Annotated in this window: 16 protein-coding genes and 1 pseudogene; 6 read left to right on the plus strand and 11 right to left on the minus strand. The window is 70.8% G+C overall.

What is annotated here, in order from left to right; all coding sequences use genetic code 11:
* Window positions 1-355: 355 nt before the first annotated feature.
* Window positions 356-2,224, minus strand: coding sequence for an ABC-F family ATP-binding cassette domain-containing protein (locus QR77_RS14315; protein ID WP_040022127.1), 1,869 nt, complete (start codon window positions 2,222-2,224; stop codon window positions 356-358).
* A 161-nt stretch (window positions 2,225-2,385) separates the two neighbouring features.
* Window positions 2,386-3,135, minus strand: coding sequence for a TetR/AcrR family transcriptional regulator (locus tag QR77_RS14320; RefSeq protein ID WP_040027922.1), 750 nt, complete (start codon window positions 3,133-3,135; stop codon window positions 2,386-2,388).
* A 157-nt stretch (window positions 3,136-3,292) separates the two neighbouring features.
* Between QR77_RS14320 and QR77_RS14325 the strand changes: the two genes are divergently transcribed.
* Window positions 3,293-4,051, plus strand: coding sequence for a TetR/AcrR family transcriptional regulator (locus QR77_RS14325; RefSeq protein WP_040027923.1), 759 nt, complete (start codon window positions 3,293-3,295; stop codon window positions 4,049-4,051).
* A gap of 48 nt (window positions 4,052-4,099) precedes the next feature.
* Window positions 4,100-5,260: an NAD(P)/FAD-dependent oxidoreductase gene (locus tag QR77_RS14330; protein ID WP_040022128.1), complete on the plus strand. Its 1,161-nt coding sequence runs from the start codon at window positions 4,100-4,102 to the stop codon at window positions 5,258-5,260.
* Window positions 5,261-5,264: 4 nt separating this feature from the next.
* Here the strand turns inward: QR77_RS14330 and QR77_RS14335 are convergent.
* The 8 genes and pseudogenes from QR77_RS14335 to rsmI all read right to left on the minus strand — a co-directional run.
* A pseudogene (locus tag QR77_RS14335) lies at window positions 5,265-5,848 on the minus strand (metallophosphoesterase); the annotation flags it as partial.
* Window positions 5,849-5,871: 23 nt separating this feature from the next.
* The gene (locus QR77_RS14340) at window positions 5,872-6,627 is read right to left on the minus strand and encodes a transporter substrate-binding domain-containing protein (protein ID WP_236710651.1); all 756 of its coding nucleotides are present in this window, start codon (window positions 6,625-6,627) and stop codon (window positions 5,872-5,874) included.
* A 29-nt stretch (window positions 6,628-6,656) separates the two neighbouring features.
* Entirely contained in the window at window positions 6,657-7,583 is a 927-nt protein-coding gene (locus QR77_RS14345) for a 4-(cytidine 5'-diphospho)-2-C-methyl-D-erythritol kinase (RefSeq protein WP_040022132.1), read from the minus strand.
* Window positions 7,580-8,449, minus strand: coding sequence for a 16S rRNA (adenine(1518)-N(6)/adenine(1519)-N(6))-dimethyltransferase RsmA (rsmA, locus tag QR77_RS14350; RefSeq protein WP_040022134.1), 870 nt, complete (start codon window positions 8,447-8,449; stop codon window positions 7,580-7,582). Before rsmA ends, QR77_RS14345 begins: the two co-directional genes overlap by 4 nt.
* Window positions 8,446-10,035: a resuscitation-promoting factor gene (locus QR77_RS14355; RefSeq protein ID WP_236710652.1), complete on the minus strand. Its 1,590-nt coding sequence runs from the start codon at window positions 10,033-10,035 to the stop codon at window positions 8,446-8,448. The genes rsmA and QR77_RS14355 overlap by 4 nt, the downstream gene beginning before the upstream one ends.
* 160 nt (window positions 10,036-10,195) lie before the next feature.
* Window positions 10,196-11,068, minus strand: coding sequence for a TatD family hydrolase (locus QR77_RS14360; protein WP_040022135.1), 873 nt, complete (start codon window positions 11,066-11,068; stop codon window positions 10,196-10,198).
* 100 nt (window positions 11,069-11,168) lie between these two features.
* Window positions 11,169-11,612 carry a hypothetical protein gene (locus tag QR77_RS14365; RefSeq protein WP_040022137.1) on the minus strand — a complete coding sequence of 148 codons (444 nt, stop codon included), beginning with the start codon at window positions 11,610-11,612 and terminating at the stop codon, window positions 11,169-11,171.
* Window positions 11,613-11,736: 124 nt separating this feature from the next.
* Complete coding sequence (gene rsmI / locus QR77_RS14370) at window positions 11,737-12,582, minus strand: 16S rRNA (cytidine(1402)-2'-O)-methyltransferase (protein WP_040027925.1); 846 nt, start codon at window positions 12,580-12,582, stop codon at window positions 11,737-11,739.
* Window positions 12,583-12,869: 287 nt separating this feature from the next.
* Here rsmI and QR77_RS14375 point away from each other — a divergent pair, with 287 nt between their 5' ends.
* The 4 genes from QR77_RS14375 to QR77_RS14390 all read left to right on the plus strand — a co-directional run bounded on the left by QR77_RS14375 (window position 12,870) and on the right by QR77_RS14390 (window position 18,009).
* Complete coding sequence (locus QR77_RS14375; RefSeq protein ID WP_040022139.1) at window positions 12,870-14,594, plus strand: phospholipid carrier-dependent glycosyltransferase; 1,725 nt, start codon at window positions 12,870-12,872, stop codon at window positions 14,592-14,594.
* A gap of 185 nt (window positions 14,595-14,779) precedes the next feature.
* Window positions 14,780-16,501, plus strand: a complete 1,722-nt coding sequence (locus QR77_RS14380; protein WP_040022141.1) for a penicillin-binding transpeptidase domain-containing protein — start codon at window positions 14,780-14,782, stop codon at window positions 16,499-16,501.
* A 66-nt stretch (window positions 16,502-16,567) separates the two neighbouring features.
* Window positions 16,568-17,020, plus strand: a complete 453-nt coding sequence (locus tag QR77_RS14385) for a VOC family protein (protein WP_040022143.1) — start codon at window positions 16,568-16,570, stop codon at window positions 17,018-17,020.
* A gap of 137 nt (window positions 17,021-17,157) precedes the next feature.
* Window positions 17,158-18,009, plus strand: coding sequence for a DMT family transporter (locus tag QR77_RS14390; RefSeq protein ID WP_040022145.1), 852 nt, complete (start codon window positions 17,158-17,160; stop codon window positions 18,007-18,009).
* A gap of 52 nt (window positions 18,010-18,061) precedes the next feature.
* Here the strand turns inward: QR77_RS14390 and QR77_RS14395 are convergent.
* The coding region (locus tag QR77_RS14395; protein ID WP_040022146.1) for a class I SAM-dependent methyltransferase at window positions 18,062-18,732 on the minus strand (671 nt) is incomplete at its 5' end.

The following is an 18,732-nucleotide window of genomic DNA, read 5'->3' on the forward strand; positions in this document are numbered from 1 at the left end:
CTGCGGCGGCGGCGCGTCCTGCGGGGAGTTGCCCGGATCCTGCGGGGCGCCGAAGCCCCCCTGTGGCGGTTGCTGGCCAGGTGGCTGAGTCATCAGCGCTTTTCCCCCTTGAAGTACGGCCCATGGCGTGGTCGTTCGCGTCCCGGTTCCGACGTACGGAACTCCGGAACCCCGGGCCCCCGACATCACGGAAGGAGTGAGCGAACAGATCCGGACATGGATCCCGCATCGTCATATCAGCCGAGCGGGCCTTCTTTCTATCACCCGAACCCACGTACGGCAGGGGCCGGTCCGCCCCTGTTTCCAAGGGTGGACCGGCCCGTGACGCACCTGTTATGCGCTCTGCACAGCGTCTCTACGCATCCTCTGCCAGCTCCATCCAACGCATCTCCAACTCCTCGCGATCGGAGACGAGTTGGCGGAGTTCCGTGTCCAGTTTCGCCACCTTTTCGAAGTCTGTGGCGTTCTCGGCGATCTGCTGGTGCAGGGACGTCTCGCGGGTGGAGGACTTGTCGAGTTGACGCTCGATCTTCTGCAGTTCCTTCTTCGCGGCGCGGCCGTCCTTGGCGGAGGCCGGTGCGCCGGAGGAAGCGGCGGCAGCGCCCGCGGCCCCTGCCTGCCCGGCCGCCCAGGCGGCGGAGGACGCCGAAGGACCGGAAGCGGCGGGGGCGGCCGGGACCCCGGACTGCGCGAGCTTCCTGCGGCGCTCCAGGTACTCGTCGATGCCGCGCGGCAGCATCCGCAGCGTCCGGTCGCCGAGCAGCGCCATCACCTTGTCGGTGGTCCGCTCGATGAAGAACCTGTCGTGCGAGATGACCACCATCGACCCGGGCCAACTGTCGAGCAGGTCCTCCAACTGGTTGAGCGTCTCGATGTCGAGGTCGTTGGTGGGCTCGTCGAGGAAGAGGACGTTCGGCTCGTCCATCAGCAGCCGCAGCAGTTGGAGCCTGCGCCGCTCCCCGCCGGACAGATCACCGACCGGCGTCCACTGCTTCTCCTTGGTGAAGCCGAACTGCTCGCAGAGCTGGCCCGCTGTCATCTCCCGGCCCTTGCCGAGGTCGACGCGGTCGCGTACCTGCTGGACGGCCTCCAACACCCGTAGCGTGGGCTTGAGTTCGGTGACCTCCTGGGAGAGGTACGCCAGCTTCACGGTCCGGCCGACGATCACCTTCCCCGCGGTGGGCTGTACGTCGCCCTGCGTACGGGCGGCCTCGGTGAGCGCGGCCAGCAGCGAGGTCTTGCCCGCGCCGTTGACCCCGACCAGACCGATCCGGTCGCCGGGGCCGAGCTGCCAGGTGAGGTGGGTCAGCAGGACCTTCGGGCCCGCCTGGATCGTCACGTCCTCCAGGTCGAAGACGGTCTTGCCGAGCCGCGCGTTGGCGAACTTCATCAGCTCGGACGTGTCGCGCGGCGGCGGCACGTCGGCGATCAGCTCGTTGGCCGCCTCGATCCGGAAGCGCGGCTTGGACGTACGGGCGGGAGCCCCGCGCCGCAGCCACGCCAGCTCCTTGCGGACCAGGTTCTTGCGCTTGACCTCCTCGGTCGCCGCGATGCGCTCGCGCTCGGCGCGGGCGAAGACGTAGTCCGAGTAGCCGCCTTCGTACTCGTGGACGTAACCGCCCTGGACGTCCCACATCCGCGTACACACCTGGTCGAGGAACCACCGGTCGTGCGTCACGACCACCAGCGCCGAACGCCGGGTCCGCAGATGCTGCGCCAGCCAGGCGATGCCCTCCACGTCGAGGTGGTTGGTGGGCTCGTCGAGCACGATCAGGTCCTGCTCGGCGATGAGCAGCTTGGCGAGTGCGATCCGGCGCCGCTCGCCACCGGAGAGCGGCCCGATCACGGTGTCGAGCCCCTCGGGGAAGCCCGGCAGGTCAAGCCCGCCGAAGAGCCCGGTGAGCACGTCACGCACCTTGGCGTTGCCGGCCCACTCGTGGTCGGCGAGGTCACCGATGACCTCGTGCCGGACGGTGGCCGTGGGGTCGAGCGAGTCGTGCTGGGTGAGCACGCCGAGCCGCAGCCCGCCACTGTGCGTGACACGCCCGAGGTCGGCTTCCTCCAGCTTCGCCAGCAGCCGGATGAGGGTCGTCTTGCCGTCACCGTTACGGCCGACGACCCCGATCCTGTCTCCCTCGGAGACGCCGAGTGAGACACCGTCGAGCAGCGCACGGGTGCCGTACACCTTGGTGACTGTCTCGACATTGACGAGATTGACGGCCATTTCACTCCTGTACGGGGGGATCTATCGACGTCCCAGCGTAGTCGCCACACAGGACCGCCCGCCCTGCCGGACCGGTCGGTGGTCGGCGGGGCGGGTCCGGAGGGGGGCTGGTGGCGCTTCCCGGCCGCGGAGGGCGCCGGACAGGGCCTGGTTTCCGGCCGCTAGTTTCCGGCGGCGCGGGTCAGGCGGAACTCCAGGCCGTCGAGTACGCAGGCGAGTCCGTCCTCGAAGCTGTCGTCCCGGTCGGCGGCCGGGGGCTGGTCGCGCTGGGCCGTGTACAGCTCGCGCAGGCGCGGGTGGGCGCGTACCGCCAGTTCGGCGGCCGGCCAGAGCTGCCGCAGCCACTCCTCCTCGCTCCGCCCGCTGCGCGCCAGCGTGGTCAGCCAGGCGGCCTCGCCGATGGAGATTCCGATGACGTACGCGACGACCGTGTTGACGGCCTTGTCTGCCTCCTCCAGCGAGAAACCCGCGCGCTCGAACACGGCGATCAGCCCCTCGGTGACGCGCATCAGGTTCGGCCCCAGATAGGCCACCCCCGCCTCGCCCAGCACGGAGACGATCCAGGGGTGCCGCAGGAGCGCCGAGCGCAGGCTCCGGGCGCAGTGGACGGCGTTGGAACGCCACTGCGCGGGGTCGCCGGGGGCGGGTACGTCGACCTCGCCGTAGACCTCGTCCACGACCAGTTCGATCAGCTCGTCCTTGTTGGCGACGTGCGAGTACATCGAGGTGGCGCCGGCGTTCAGGCGGCTGCCGAGTTTGCGCATGCTCAGGGCACCGATCCCGTCCGCGTCCAGCAACTGGAGCGCGACGGCCACGATCTGGTTCCGGCTCAGCGCCGGCTGCTCGCGCCGCTGCCGCTGCGGACGGGTCCACACGGAGGGGAACGGCTCCTGCTGCTTGTCGGCCGGCATGCGGGTCTCCTCCTGGGTCGGTTTTTGACGGGCGAAGTGTACGGGCTTCGCGCACGGTGTGCGGGTTCCGTACGGCGTTCGGGGAAGCCATCCCGGCGGAACGAACATGTTCGTGACGAACTTGTTCTGAGCGAACATGTTCGTTATCGTCAGAGTCATGAGTGACTCCGCCGCCACCCCGAGAAGCCGCCGTGAACGACCGGCCAAACCCGCCCTGAGCAGGGACGGGATCGTGGCCACCGCCATCGGGATCATGCGGGCCGAGGGCCTGCCGAAGGTCACCATGCGGCGGCTGGCGCAGGAGCTGGACACCGGTCCGGCCTCGCTGTACGTGTACGTCAGCAACACCGCCGAGCTGCACGCGGCGATCCTGGACGAGCTGCTGGGGACCGTCGCGGACGGGACGGTCGCGACCGGGACCGAGACCCTCGGGACGGTCGCGACCGGGACCGGGGCCGAGACCCTCGGGGTGAACCCGGCCGGGGCCTCCTGGCGCGAGCGGCTGGAGGCGGTGCTCACCTCGTACACGCTCATGCTCTTCGAGCACCCCAGCCTCGCCCGCTCGGCGCTGGTCGCCCGGCCCAGCGGCCCGCACTACCTCGACCTGATCGAAACGCTGCTGGCGCTGCTGGACGAGGGGGGCGTGCCGCCCGGGCAGGCCGCCTGGGGCGTGAATGTGCTGTTGCAGCTCGCCACCACCACGGCCGCCGAGCACTCCACCGGCGAACAGCACCCCGACGGCCAGGAGGAGTGGGACTCCTTCACCCGCTCGCCTGCCTTCTCGCCGCTGACCCGCCCCCATCTCGACGCTGTCGGCGCGCAGTTGCTCTCCGGCACCCCGGAGCAGCGGCTGTCGTGGGGGTTCCGCGTCCTGATCGACGGCATTCTGCGCACCCCGCTGCCCCCGGCCCTGTGAACCCCGCGCCCCCTGACCTCCCTCGACCTCTGCGAAAGAGAGAACAACATGACCAGCGACCACCACCCCGTCGCGATCGTCGGCGCCGGTCTCGGCGGCCTCGTACTCGCCCGCGTTCTGCACGTGCACGGCATCGAGACCGTCGTCCATGAGGCCGAACCCGCGCCGACCGTCCGCACCCAGGGCGGCATGCTCGACATCCACGAGGATTCCGGCCAGGCCGCGCTGCGGGCGGCCGGTCTGTACGACGAGTTCCGCGCGCTCGTCCTCCCCGGCGGCGAGGCGATGCGCGTCCTCGACAAGCACGCCGTGGTCCATACGGAGGAGGCCGACGACGGCGAAGGCGGCCGACCCGAGGTGAACCGGGGGCAGTTGCGTGATCTGCTGCTCGGCTCGCTGCCCGAAGGCACGGTCCGCTGGGGGGCCAAGGTGACCGCCGCGCGGTCGCTCGGCGACGGCCGGCACGAGGTGAGCCTCGCCGACGGCTCCGCCTTCACCACCGACCTGCTGATCGGCGCGGACGGGGCCTGGTCGCGGATCCGTCCCCTGGTCTCCGACGCCACCCCCGTCTATACCGGTCTGTCGTTCGTCGAGGCCGATTTGCTGGACGCGGACGCCCGGCACCCCGACAGCGCGGCCGTCATCGGCGGCGGAATGCTCTTCGCGCTCAGCGACGGCAAGGGCTTCATGGCCCACCGTGAGACCGACGGCACCCTGCATGTCTACGCCGGGCTCGCGACTCCGGAGGGCTGGATCTCCGGCATCAGGGCCTTGGGCGCGGAAGCCGCCAAGGCCGCCGTACTGGAGCATTTCTCCGACTGGGACCAGAGCCTGCGCGCGCTCGTCGCCGACGCCGACAGCGCGCTGGTCCCCCGGCAGATCCACGCCCTGCCGGTCGGCCATCGCTGGGATCGGGTGCCGGGCGTCACGCTGCTGGGCGACGCCGCGCACCTGATGTCCCCGTTCGCCGGGGAGGGCGCCAACCTCGCGATGCTCGACGGCGCCGAACTCGGCCGGGCCATCGCCGCGCACCCCGGTGACGCCGAAGCCGCCCTCGCCGCCTACGAGTTGGCGCTCTTCCCGCGCAGCGAGGCGTCAGCGGCGGAGTCCGCCACCAATCTCGCCATCTGCTTCAGCGACGACGCGCCGAAGGGCCTGCTCGCCCAGTTCGCCCAGTTCGAGCAGTTCGCCTCCGCCGAGCGGAGCTGAGAGTTCAGAGCACAACGCGGAAGTGCGCGGTCAACCGCCGCTCGTCGTCCAGGACATGGAAGGCCGGCCCGGGCGGCTGCTCCCGGTCGGCCGCGCTGTCGCCCTCCCAGGGCATCCGCAGGGTCCAGGTCACCGCGGGTCCGGCCACCAGCGGCAGGCCGCCGAAGGTGGAGGAAGCGAGGGTGTGCGCGTGGCCCGTGATGACGGCGGCGACGCGAGGGTACGCGGCGAGCAACGCGGCCAGATTCCCCGGCTGTTCGAGGCGGTACCCGTTGGGCAGCGGGTGGTGCAGTTCGACCGGAGGCTGGTGGAAGGCGATCAACGGCGTTGACTCCGGCTCCAGTTCGTCGAGCGTGGCAGCCATCCACGCCAAGGTCTCGGCGTCGAGGCGCCCTTCGTCCCGGCCCGGAATGGTCGCGTCGCACATGAGGATCGTGGTGCCGGCGACATGCAACGCCTCGTTGATGGGCCCGTCGGCCGCCGGTTCGCCCCGCAGACCCTTGCGGTAGGCGCCCGGACGTCGTGGTTTCCGGGGCACATCAGCACCGGAACGGGCGCGGTGAGAATACGGGCGGCCTCCTCCCGTTCCCGGCCCGTCGCTCATCTCAGGGTCAGTGGTTCATCCATGTCGTGTAAAAGCGCTGGAAGGTGCCGTCCTTGAGTGCTTGTTCCAGCCACTGGTCGGCCTTCACCGTGAGCCTGCTGCCCTTCGGCAGCATGTAGGCCTTCTGGTCCTCGTTGAAGGGCTTGTCCGGGTTCACGGCCGTCAGGCCCGGGTGCAGCTCGGCCTGGTACTCCGCTTCCAGCGCGTCCGTGATCATCACGTCCGCCTTGCCCGCGAGGAGCTGGTCGAAGATCGTCACATTGTCCGGCCAGGCGACGACGGTGGCCTTCGAGAAGTGCTTCTTCACGAACTCCTCGTTGGTGCCACCGGGGTTGACGATGACCCGGACGCCCTTGCGGTCGATCTGGTCCAGTGTCCGCAGGTGCGGTGCCCGGGCGGTCGTGTTCAGCGGGATCTTGCCCGCGTTGAGGTACGGCCGGGTGAAGTCGGCGCTCTTGCGGCGCTCGGGGGTGATCGAGACGCCGCCCATCGTGATCTCGCACTTCCCCTTGGTGGCCAGGTCCTTCATGAGCGTGGGCCAGGTGGTGGGGACGAACGTCACCTCGCGCTTCAGGTACGCGCCGAGGCTTCTGGCCATCTCGATGTCGATCCCGCCGTACCGGCCGGTCCTGGGGTCGCGGTAGGTGGCGGGTTTGTAGTCACCCGTCGTGCACACCCGCAGCGCGGCCTCCGGCGCCGCGCGGGGCGCCGGAGGCGGTGCCGCACACGCCGTCGCGGTGAGCGCCGTGGTGGCCAGTGCCACGCATAACGCGCTCCGCCGCCCGGAGTCGCTCACCGTGCGCTCCGCTCCACGACCGTCGCGCCCGGCGCCGGTGCCGGGGCCACTCGGGCCGTACGGCAGGTACCCGAGGCCAGCAGCGCTTCGGCGACCTGCTGCGCCGTCTCCGCGTCCTTCGTCAGGAACGCCGTCGTCGGGCCCGAGCCGGAGACCAGGGACGCCAGGGCGCCCGCGGTCGTGCCCGCAGCGAGGGTGTCGGCGAGGGACGGGCGCAGCGAAAGGGCCGCCGGCTGGAGGTCGTTGGTCAGTGCGGAGGCCAGTGCCACGGCGTCGCCCGTACGCAGGGCCGCGAGCAGAGCCGGGTCGGCGACCGGGGTGGGGACCGCCGTACCTTCCGCCAGCCGGTCGAACTCCCTGAACACGGAGGGAGTTGAGAGTCCGCCGTCGGCGATCGCGAAGACCCAGTGGAAGCCGCCGCCGACGTCGATGGGGGTGAGCTGTTCGCCCCTGCCGACGCCCAGCGCCGCGCCGCCCAGCAGGCTGAACGGCACGTCGCTGCCCAACTCGGCGCAGATGTCGAGCAGTTCGGCCTGGCTGGAGTCCAGCTTCCAGAGCGTGTCGCAGGCCAGCAGCGCGCCGGCGCCGTCCGCGCTGCCGCCCGCCATGCCGCCGGCTACCGGGATGTCCTTGGCGATATGGAGGTGCACACGCGGGTCGATGCCATGGCGCTCGGCCAGTGCGACGGCCGCGCGCGCGGCCAGGTTCGTACCGTCCAGGGGGACTTGGGACACGTCCGGGCCCTCGCAGGTGATGCGCAGGGTGTCCGAGGGCGTCACGGTGATCTCGTCGTAGAGGCCGACGGCCAGGAAGACGTTGGCCAGGTCGTGGAAGCCGTCGGCGCGCGCCGCGCCCACCGCCAACTGGACGTTGACCTTGGCCGGCACCCGTACCCGTACCCGTACCTCTGTGGACCCGCTCACGCACCCGCTCCCTTCGACTCCGCGATCCGTGCGAACTCGTCGACCGTCAGTGATTCGCCGCGCGCCTGCGGCGAGACCCCGGCGGCCACGAGCGCCGCCTCGGCCGCGGGCGCCGAGCCCGCCCAGCCGGCGAGCGCCGCGCGCAGGGTCTTGCGGCGCTGCGCGAAGGCCGCGTCCACGACCGCGAAGACTTCGAGCCGGGAGGCCGTCGTCCGCAGCGGTTCCGTGCGGCGGACGAGCGAGACGAGGCCCGAGTCGACGTTGGGCGCCGGCCAGAAGACCGTACGGCCGATGGCGCCGGCCCGCTTGACGTCCGCGTACCAGTTGGCCTTCACCGACGGCACTCCGTAGACCTTGTTACCCGGGGCGGCCGCCAGCCGGTCGGCGACCTCGGCCTGGACCATGATCAGGGTCCGCTCGATGGTCGGGAAGTGTTCGAGCATGTGCAGCAGGACCGGCACGGCCACGTTGTACGGGAGGTTCGCGACCATCGCGGTCGGCGGCGGTCCCGGCAGCTCGCGTACCTGCATCGCGTCCGAGTGCACCAGCGAGAAGCGCCCGGCGCGCGCCGGCGCGCGCGCCTCGATCGTCTTCGGCAGCGCGGCGGCGAGGGTGTCGTCGATCTCCACGGCCGTCACATGGCCGGCCGCCTCCAGGAGTGCCAGGGTCAGCGACCCGAGCCCGGGGCCGATCTCCACGACGCAGTCGTCCGGGCGTACTTCCGCCGTACGGACGATCTTGCGGACGGTGTTGGCGTCGATCACGAAGTTCTGGCCGCGCTGCTTGGTGGGGCGTACGCCCAGCGCTGCGGCCAGTTCGCGGATGTCGGCAGGGCCCAGCAGGGCGTCGGGCTCAGTGGTGCTCACCCGGTAAGCCTACGGCCGCAGTGGGGCCAGGGACTCGCCCCCCGCTGCACGTAGAGCTTCTTCGCGCGGAACGTCTGCTCCTGTCCTGAGGCGTCCTGCGGGCGGCCGCTGCCGCCGAGGGCGCGCCAGGTCCCGGTGTCGAACTGGTAGAGCCCGCCGTAATTCCCCGAAGCGTCGACGGCGCCCGCCCGGCCGCCGGACTCGCAGACGGCGAGCCCGCTCCAGTTCAGCCCGTCGGCTCCGGCGACGGAGGTCGGCCGCACCCGCGTACCGACACTGATCCGCTCGGTGACGGGCTGCCGCACCACCTCTCCGCGGAGCTCGCGCGGCTTCTGCTTGACGCCGTTGACGGTGCGCAGCGAGTACGTGACCCGGCGTACGCCGCGCGCGCCCTGGCGTACGACGACCTCGGTCCCCTGGAAGAGCGACGAGTCCCGCGTTCTCACGGTGTCGTACGGGATGGGCTCGTCGCGCACCACCTCGTGCGCTGTGATGCGCATGACCGTGATGGTCTGGCCGTCGCGCGGGAAGCTGCCGAGCCCCACGGAGGTGGTGTCCTGCGCGCCCAGCACGATCCCGGCCCTGGTCAGCGCCTCGGCGACGGTCGCCACGTTGGTACGGACCGTGTGCTCGCCGCCGTCGGCCATGAAGGTCACCGACCGTTCGGTGCGTACGTCGAGCGCGAGACCGGAGCGCGCGATGGCGGAGGCGCGCGGGACAGAGACGAACGCGCCCTCGACGCGCACCCCGAACTGCCGGAGTGCGCCCTCGACGGTGCGTGCCGTCGTCCACACGAGCTGGTGCCGGCCGTCAAGGGTGAGGCGGAGGGGACGTCCGTAGCCGACGGCGACCGTGTCTCCGTCGCTGAGGTCGTCGCCGTGTCCGGGCGTGACGACGTCGTGCGCGCCGATGCTGACGCCCTCCTCGGCGAGCAGTTCGTCGACGCCGTCGGCGAAGGTGTGGAGCGTGCGCGGGACGCCGTCGACGTTCAGCTCGACGGCCTTGTCGCTCGCGACGAAGGCGGAGGTGCCGCCGGCCAGGAAGGCGACGACGAGCGCCTGCGGGACGAGGCGGCGCAGGGCCTCGGGGGACGGCGCGGGGGTGCGGCGGCGGGAGGAGGCGTGGCCGGAGGGACTGATGACGGGTGGGATGACGGGTGGAGCGACGACGGGCGGGCTCATGACGGGCGGGGCGACGACGGGGTGGCCGATGAACGGGGCGGCGCCTGCCGTGCCTTGCTGGCGCGGGAGGAACGGCGCCGGCGCCACGTACGGCTGGTACGGATTCTGCTGGTACGGGTTCTGCTGGTAAAGGCTCTGCTGGTACGGGCTGTTCTGCTGGTGCGCGCTGTTCTGCTGATACGGGTTCGACTGGTACGGGTTGCCCTGCTGGTACGGGTTCGACTGGTACGGATTCGGCTCGTATCCGGACGGCCCCGCGTACGGCGGATACGGCTCGTGGCTCCCGGGCGCCTCGTACTCTCCGTACGGTTGGTACAACGGCTGCTCGTACGGCGGCGGTTCCGCGGTCCTGGCGCCGTGGCGCCCGCCCCGTACCGCTCGGTGACTGCCCTGCGAATGGCTCACGACGCTCCACAAGATCCGGTCCGGCACGCTGCGACGAGGCGCGAATGCGCTGCGAGCCGGGACAGTAGCGGAGCGGACGTAACTCTCCAAAGCGACTCGGCGACGCAGGGTAGCCACGCTACCCCGCACCACCGGCCGACAGCACCCATTCCGTGATCCTTCAGTAACCAAACGCATGTGCCGTGTTACGCGAGATCGCCTCAGCCATGGCGTCTTCACCGATCCCCTTGACGTCCGCCATGGCGCGCAGCGTGACCGGAATGAGATACGGCGCATTAGGCCGTCCTCGGTAGGGCGCCGGTGTGAGAAATGGCGCATCCGTCTCGACAAGTACGAGCCCCAATGGCGCTACTGTGAGCGCGTCACGCAACGGCTGAGCGTTCTTGAATGTGACGTTGCCTGCAAAGGACATGTAATAGCCCGCCGCAGCACACACTTCAGCCATTTCCGCATCACCGGAATAACAGTGGAACACCGTGCGTTCCGGAGCGCCTTCCTCGGCGAGGATACGCAACACATCGGCGTGCGCCTCGCGGTCATGGATGACGAGTGTCTTGCCACGCCGTTTGGCGATCTCGATATGGGCGCGGAACGAACGCTCCTGCGCCGCCACGCCCTCGGGACCTGTCCGGAAGTAGTCGAGGCCGGTCTCACCCACGGCCCGTACGTGCGGGAGCGCGGCCAGCGCGTCGATCTCGGCCAGCGCGTCGTCCAGCGCGGTGTCACCGCCCGGCTCGCGCCCGTCCTGCCGCGACCAGCCGTCGGGGTCGCCGAGTACGATGCGCGGCGCTTCGTTGGGGTGCAGGGCGACCGCCGCGTGCACGCCGTCGTGCGCGGCCGCCGTCCGTGCCGCCCAGTGCGACCCCTTGAGGTCGCAGCCGACCTGCACCAGCGTCGTCACCCCGACGGAAGCGGCCTTGGCCAGGGCTTCCTCGACCGTGGAACCGGTCTGCATGTCCAGGTGGGTGTGCGAGTCGGCGACCGGTACGCGCAGGGGTTCGGGCAGCGGCGGGGCGGCCTGTTTCGTACTCATGGGCTCCGATCCTACGAGGATCGCGCCCAGGACCCCGAGCCGCCGCTGCCGAAGGACCACCGGCCGCCACCGGTGCCGCCGTGCTGTCGCTGGCGGTGGCTCACTTGTGGTGCTGGAACGCGTGCAGGAGGTCGGCGAGATGCCAGTGGTGCACGGGCTTGCCGGAGTTCATCGCGCCCTCCGGGAGCTGCCCCGCCGTCGTGTCCCCCGTACCCGCTGTCCCGTCCGTGCCCGCGGTGCCTTCGGCGCCCTTGCTCTTGTCCATGACCCGGGACGGGTAGTTCTGTTCCGCCGTCAACGCCCGTATGGACGAGACCTGTCCGGAACGCATGATGCGTACGACGTGCCCGCCACAGTTGGTGCAGGACGGACTGGAGAGCGGGGAAGGAACCCGCACCCCCTCGCACTTGTACACGACGAAATTGTGGCCTGTGCCATCGACGTGGTGCTCTATGTCGAAAGCGTTCTCCCAGCCGTGCCCGCAACGCATGCACGCAAAGGCATATGCCTCGTGGGCGACGGCTGTGCCCGTAATCTCACTCATGCCAACTCCTCTCCACCGCTCCAGTGGACGCCTTTGACGGCGGGAGTGCATCAGGGATGTCGATTAATGGATTGCTCTTGGCCTTCTCATGCCCAAAGGGCCGGAGAGGTGGTCTTCGCTTTGCTTATCGCGCGGTTCGGTCGGCGTTCTTCGCCGCGACGACCGCGTCGAACACCACACGTTTGGGCAGCCCCGAATCCGTGGCGACGGCGGCGATCGCCTCCTTGCGCCGCTCCCCCGCCTCCTCCCTCACCCGCACCCTGCGCACCAGTTCGGCCGGGTCGAGATCCTCGCCGCTCTTGGCGGGCGCGCCTTCGACGACGACGGTGATCTCGCCGCGTACGCCGTCCGCCGCCCACGCGGCGAGTTCGCCGAGGCCGCCGCGCTTCACCTCTTCGTACGTCTTGGTCAACTCTCGGCAAACAGCGGCCCTGCGCTCGGCGCCGAAGACCTCGGCCATCGCGGCGAGGGTGTCGTCGAGGCGGTGCGGCGCCTCGAAGTAGACGAGCGTGCGACGCTCGCGCTCGTTCTCCCGGAGCCGGCCGAGGCGTTCGCCGGCCTTGCGGGGCAGGAAGCCCTCGAAGCAGAAGCGGTCGACGGGCAGTCCCGAGAGGGCGAGAGCGGTCAGTACGGCGGACGGTCCCGGCACGGCCGTGACCCTGATGCCCTTTTCGACGGCGGCGGCGACGAGCCGGTAGCCGGGGTCGGAGACGGACGGCATGCCGGCGTCCGTGACCAGCAGCACACGCGCGCCGCCGGTCAGCGCCTCGACGAGGTCCGGGGTGCGGGCCGACTCGTTGCCCTCGAAGTACGACACGACGCGCCCGCGGGTACGTACCCCGAGCGCCTGCGTGAGCCGGCGCAGCCGCCGGGTGTCCTCGGCGGCCACCACGTCGGCGGTCTCCAGCTCGGTGGCGAGGCGCGGGGGCGCGTCGGACGTGTCGCCGATGGGGGTCCCGGCGAGGACCAGCGTGCCTGCCGCGACCGCCGCGCCGCCCGTGGCCGCCGCGCCGCCCGTGGCTCCTGTGCCTGCCGCGTCCCGGCCGCCCGGCCAGTCACCCGCCCAGTCGTCCGCACCGTCGTCCGTCCAGTCGTCCGTACCGGTCCCCCCGGGCCCCTCAGGCCCCTCGGTCCCGTCGACTCCGTCGACCCCGTCGCCTTCCGGCGCTCCGCTGACTTCCGGCGTTCCGTTCACATCCGCCATCCTCGCAGGGGCACCGCCACCCCTCGCACAGCGGCGTTCCCTACGATGGCGCGGTGACCAGTACTGCGCCCAAGGCCCTTCAGGGGCACGACGCCGGCGACAAGCCGCCCCCATGGCCTCAGCGGCTACGCCGATTCGGCTATGTGCCCCGGGAGGTGCCCGGGCTGCGCGAACGGCTGGTGCCGCCGTACACCCGCCCCTCGGACCGGCTGTGGGCCGTGTTCGGTGTGCCACCCGCCGTGGCGGGCCTCCTGACGCGCTCCGCCGCCTGGGTGGGGCCGCTGCTGGTGACGCTGGTGGCCGGGCTGCTGCGGTTCTGGCACCTCGGGCAGCCCAAGGCGGTGATATTCGACGAGACGTACTACGCCAAGGACGCCTGGGCCCTCATCCACCAGGGGTACGAGGGCAACTGGCCCAAGGACATCGACAAGAAGATCCTGATCGACCCGTCGTCCGTGCCCGTGCCGAGCGACCCGGGCTATGTGGTCCATCCGCCGGTGGGCAAGTGGGTCATCGGCCTCGGCGAGCACTTCTTCGGCTTCACGCCCTTCGGCTGGCGCTTCATGACGGCGGTGCTCGGCACGCTGTCGGTGCTGCTGCTGTGCCGGATCGGGCGCCGGATGTTCCGTTCGACGTTCCTCGGGTGCCTGGCGGGCACCCTGCTCACCGTCGACGGCCTGCACTTCGTGATGAGCCGTACCGCGCTCCTCGACACGGTGCTGATGTTCTTCGTCCTCGCCGCCTTCGGCTGCCTGGTGATCGACCGCGACTGGGCACGGCGCAGACTCGCCGACGCGCTGCCGGTGGACGAGGAAGGCGTGCTGCGGCCCGACGTACGGATCGCCGAGACGCTGCGGCTCGGCTGGCGCCCCTGGCGGCTGCTGGCCGGGCTGATGCTGGGCCTGGCCTTCGGGACGAAGTGGAACGGCCTCTACATCCTGGCCGCCTTCGCGCTGATGTCCGTGCTGTGGGACGTGGGCGCGCGGCGTACGGCGGGCGCGGTCCGGCCGTACTCCGCGGTGTTCCGCAGGGACCTGGTGCCGGCCTTCGTCTCGACGGTGCCGGTCGCGATCGCCACGTACGTCGTCTCGTGGAGCGGCTGGTTCCTCACCGACAAGGGCTACTTCAGGGACTGGGCGTCGACGGGACCGGGCAAGGGCGGCAACTGGACCTGGATCCCGGATCCGATCCGGAGCCTGTGGCACTACGAGTACGAGGTCTACCAGTTCCACGTCAACCTGACGTCGGGCCACACCTACCAGTCGAACCCGTGGAGCTGGATCGTCCTCGGCCGGCCCGTCTCGTACTACTACGAGTCCCCGGCGGCCGGTACGGACGGCTGCCACGCGGCGGCGGGCACCAAGTGCGCCAGCGAGGTGCTGGCGCTCGGCACCCCGCTCCTGTGGTGGGCCGCGTGCTTCGCGCTCTGCTTCATCCTGTGGCGCTGGGTCTTCCGCCGCGACTGGCGGGCGGGCGCGATCGCGTGCGGTGTGGCGGCGGGCTGGGCGCCCTGGTTCCTGTACCAGGAGCGGACGATCTTCTTCTTCTACGCCGTCGTCTTCGTGCCGTTCCTGTGTCTGGCCGTGTCGATGATGGTCGGGGCGATGATCGGCCCAGCGGGCTCGGACGAGAGACGCCGGACGATCGGCGCGGTCTCGGCCGGTGTGCTCGTGCTGCTCATCATCTGGAACTTCATCTACTTCTGGCCCATCTACACCGGCACCCCGATCCCACTCACGGACTGGCAGCACAGGATGTGGCTGGACACCTGGGTGTAACTGCCGCGAGTGGTCCCCGGAAGGCTCCCGACGCGACGGGCGGCCCGGATGTGACACGGCCCGGATGTGACGGGCGTCCCAGTCCGATAACAGCTCTCCCCTGTGTCACACCCGTCGCGTAGAGTGCTGAACGACGCCTCTTTGAACATGTTCAAAGAGCGCTCCTGGGGAGGGGGACTGCACAGATGCGCAGTGGAGTGAAGGTCTCGGTGATCGGCGGGGTGTTCGTCGTGGTCGCCTGCGGGGTGGGGTACGGGGGCTACAACGTCTACAACGGGCTCACCGGCGGCACCGGTGGTGGCGGGGACGGTACGGACACCTCGGCCGTCGCGCGCAGCGAGCCGGAGGCCAAGAAGACCGGGCCGCTCAGCGCCGAGGAGATCGACTCGACGGCGAAGGACTTCCTGAAGGCGTGGGCGTCGGGTGACGAACCGTCCGAGGCAGCGCACTTGACCAACAACGCGGCCGTGGCGGAGACCGCCATCGCCGGCTTCCACGACGAGGCCCACATCACCGATGCGGTGATCACACCGGGCAGGGCGGTGGGCGCGACCGTGCCGTACACCGTCAAGGCCAAGGTGAGCCTCGGGGGCGTGACCAAGCCCCTGTCGTACGCGACGAAGCTCACCGTGGTGCGCGGGCTCACCACCGGGAGTCCGCTGGTGGACTGGGCGCCGACGGTGATCCATCCGCAACTGACGGCGGGCACGCACCTCGTGACGTCCGAATCGGCCGCCGCGCCGATCGAGGCGCTGGACCGTAACGGCAAGGTGCTGACCGGCGAGACGTACCCGTCGCTCGCGCCCGTACTGGACGAGCTGCGCAAGAAGTACGGCGGTACGGCCGGCGGCAAGAGCGGCATCGAGCTGACCATCAGCAGCGACGGCACGGCGGCGACCGGCGCCGAGGGTACGGACGGCACGGACGCGACAGGTGGCGCCGCCGAGGCCGCTCCCGCCGCCGACAAGACGCTGCTCACGCTCGCCAAGGGCAAGCCGGGCACGCTGCGTACGACGATCGACGCGAACGTCCAGGCGGCGGCCGAGAAGGCGGTGAAGCAGTTCGGCCAGGCGTCGGTCGCCGCCGTCAAGCCGAGCACCGGCGACATCCTCGCCGTCGCCAACAACGGCTCGGGTGCCTGGAACGCGGCCGTGCTCGGCCGGCAGGCGCCCGGCTCCACGATGAAGATCGTGACGGCCGCGATGCTGATGGAGAAGGGCCTCGCCGCACCGAACCGGGTGACGCCGTGCCCGAAGAACGTGCTCTACGAGGGCCGTACGTTCGTCAACGAGGGCGGGTTCTCGCTGACGAACCAGCCCTTCTCGCAGGCTTTCGCCCAGTCCTGCAACACCGCGTTCATCAAGCTGATCGACGACGCGAAGGACGACTCGGCCCTCCCCAAGGAGGCCAGGCAGGTCTTCGGCATCGGCCTCGACTGGCAGATCGGCATCCCGTCCTCCGACGGCAGCGTGCCGGACGCCGTCGGCGGCGAGGCCGCGGCTCAGTACATAGGCCAGGGCACGGTGCAGATGAGCGCCCTCAACATGGCGTCCATCACCGCGACCGCCAAGTCGGGCAGCTTCAAGCAGCCCAACCTGGTGCCGAAGTCGCTCGACGGACGTACGGTCGCCACGGCTCAGCGCTCGCTGCCGTACTCCGTCGCCCAGGGGCTGCGCGACATGATGCGGCTGACGGCGACGAGCGGCACTGCGGCGCAGGCGATGGCCGGGCTCGGCGGCGACAAGGGCGCGAAGACCGGCACGGCCGAGGTCGACAACCAGTCGAAGAACAACAGTTGGTTCACCGCGTTCCAGGACGACATGGCGGCGGCCGCCGTCGTCGATTCGGGCGGACACGGCGCCGACGCTGCGGGGCCGCTGGTCGCCTCTGTACTGAGGGCGGGCTGAAAGCGCGCGCGGTGTGAGCGGCCCTCGTTGTTGCGGCGGATTCCCCGCGACCATAGAAATGGCCTCATGACACTCAGTTGGAAACTGGTCATCGACAGCACGAACGCGCCCGCCCAGGCGGACTTCTGGGCCGCCGCGCTGGGGTACGAGGTGGAGGACCCCAGCGCGCTCGTCGGGCGGCTGCTGGCCGCCGGTCAGATCGGCGACGAGGCGGTCACCGAGCACGGCGGCCGGAAGATCTTCCGCGGCTATGCGGCGATCCGGCACCCCGACGACCCGTTCGACGCGACCAGCGGTGTCGGACAGGGGCGCCGGCTGCTCTTCCAGGAGGTACCGGAGAGCAAGTCCGGCAAGAACCGGCTGCACCTCGACGTCCACGGTGAGCCCGGCGGCCTCGACGCGCTGGTGGCCCGGCTGGAGGAACTGGGCGCGTCCCGCGTACGGGAGGTGGACCAGGGGCCGGCCGGGCACTGGTGGATCATGCGGGACCCGGAGGGCAACGAGTTCTGCGCGGCATAGGTTTCGGCCGGGCCGGTGGCTGCGGCTAGCGTGCGGGTCATGACCTTTTCAGGAACCTCCGGCCCGGATGACGGCGACGGCGATGACGGCACCGCACGCAGCCGCCGCTCGGCGGTGGCTGTACGGAAGCGCGCCTCGTGACACCGCTCATCGCCGCCGCCGTCCTCTTCGCCGCTCTCACACACGCCTCCTGGAACGCGATCGCGCACACCATCAAGGATCAGCTCGTCGCCTTCACGCTGATCTCCGGGGGCGGCGCGGCGATCGGCGCCGTACTCGCCTGTTTCACCTCGCTGCCGCGCGGGGAGGCCTGGCCGTATCTGCTCGTCTCCGCGCTGCTGCACGTCGGTTACCAGGTGCTGCTGATGCGCTCGTTCAGCCTGGGTGACTTCGGGCAGATGTACCCGATCGCGCGCGGTACGGCTCCCCTGGTCGTGACCGTGCTGGCCGCCGTGTTCGTCGGCGAACTGCCGGACGCCTGGCAGATGGCGGGCGTCGCCGTCGCTTCGGCGGGGCTCGTCGGTGTCGCGCTGTGGGGCCTCAAGGCCGCCGGAACGAAGCCGCACTGGCCCGCCCTGGCCGCCGCGCTCGCGACCGGTCTGTCGATCGCCGCGTACACCGTGACGGACGGGGTGGGCGTACGGAACTCGGGCACGTCGCTCGGCTATATCGCGTGGCTGATGATCCTGGAGGGGCTGCTGATCCCGGCGTACGCGGTGTACACGCGACGCGGTCGGCTGGTGGCCCAACTCCGGCCGCACGCACCGCTGGGGCTGCTCGGCGCCGCGCTGTCCATGCTGGCGTACGGGCTGGTCCTGTGGGCCCAGACCCGCGCCGCGCTCGCGCCGGTCGCCGCCCTGCGTGAGTCGTCCATCGTGGTCGGCGCCGCGATTGGCTCGGTGTTTTTCAAGGAGCGCTTCGGGAAGCCGAGGATCGCCGCCGCCGGGCTGCTGGTGGTGGGCATCGGCCTGATGCTGCATACGAGTTGAGCGCGCCCGGCGCGGCTGCCCGGGGTCCGGGGGGTGCTGGCGGTCCCGGGTGTTACGAGGTCCGGCCCAGCGCGACGAGCCGGTAGAGCGGATCCGGCCTGGCGGTCTCCTGGTCCGGCAGCTCCGCCAGGTCATCGCAGAGCCGGGCGACCTGTGCCGGATCGGCCCGCCGCGTCCACGCGTCACGGCCGGTGCGTATCTGCTCGCGCCAGTGACGGGGGCTCCGGCCCTGCCCGACCCCCCAGAAGACGGTTTCACCGACCGGCCGGAGTCCGTACCGGGCGCCCAGCTCGACCACGGAGTCGAAGCGGTCGGTCGCGGTCTCCCGATACGGACGGAGTACGGGCGCCACCAGCGCGGCGAGGTCGCTGTTGTCGCCGTCGTCGCCGTCGGTTCGGAAAGCCGCCGACGTCTTGTCCACGGTGGTGATCAGCACGCCCCCGGGCCGCAGCACCCGCGCGGCCTCGGCGAGCACCGGAGCCGCCTCGGGGAGCAGATGCAGCAGCCAGATGAGGACAACGGCGTCGACGCTGCCGGACCCGACCGGCAGGCGCGTCGCGTCGCCGGTCACGACGGCGTTCGGCAGCCGGCCCGAGGCCATGGCGAGCATGCCCGGCGAACGGTCGGCCCCGAGCACCCTACGGCCGGGGCCTCGCAGCCGCCTGGTCACGATGCCGGTGCCGCACGCGACATCCACGAGGGTCCGGGTACCGGCGGGCAGCA

The sequence above is a fragment of the Streptomyces sp. 150FB genome, from assembly GCF_000818195.1.
Taxonomy (GTDB): Bacteria; Actinomycetota; Actinomycetes; order Streptomycetales; family Streptomycetaceae; genus Streptomyces.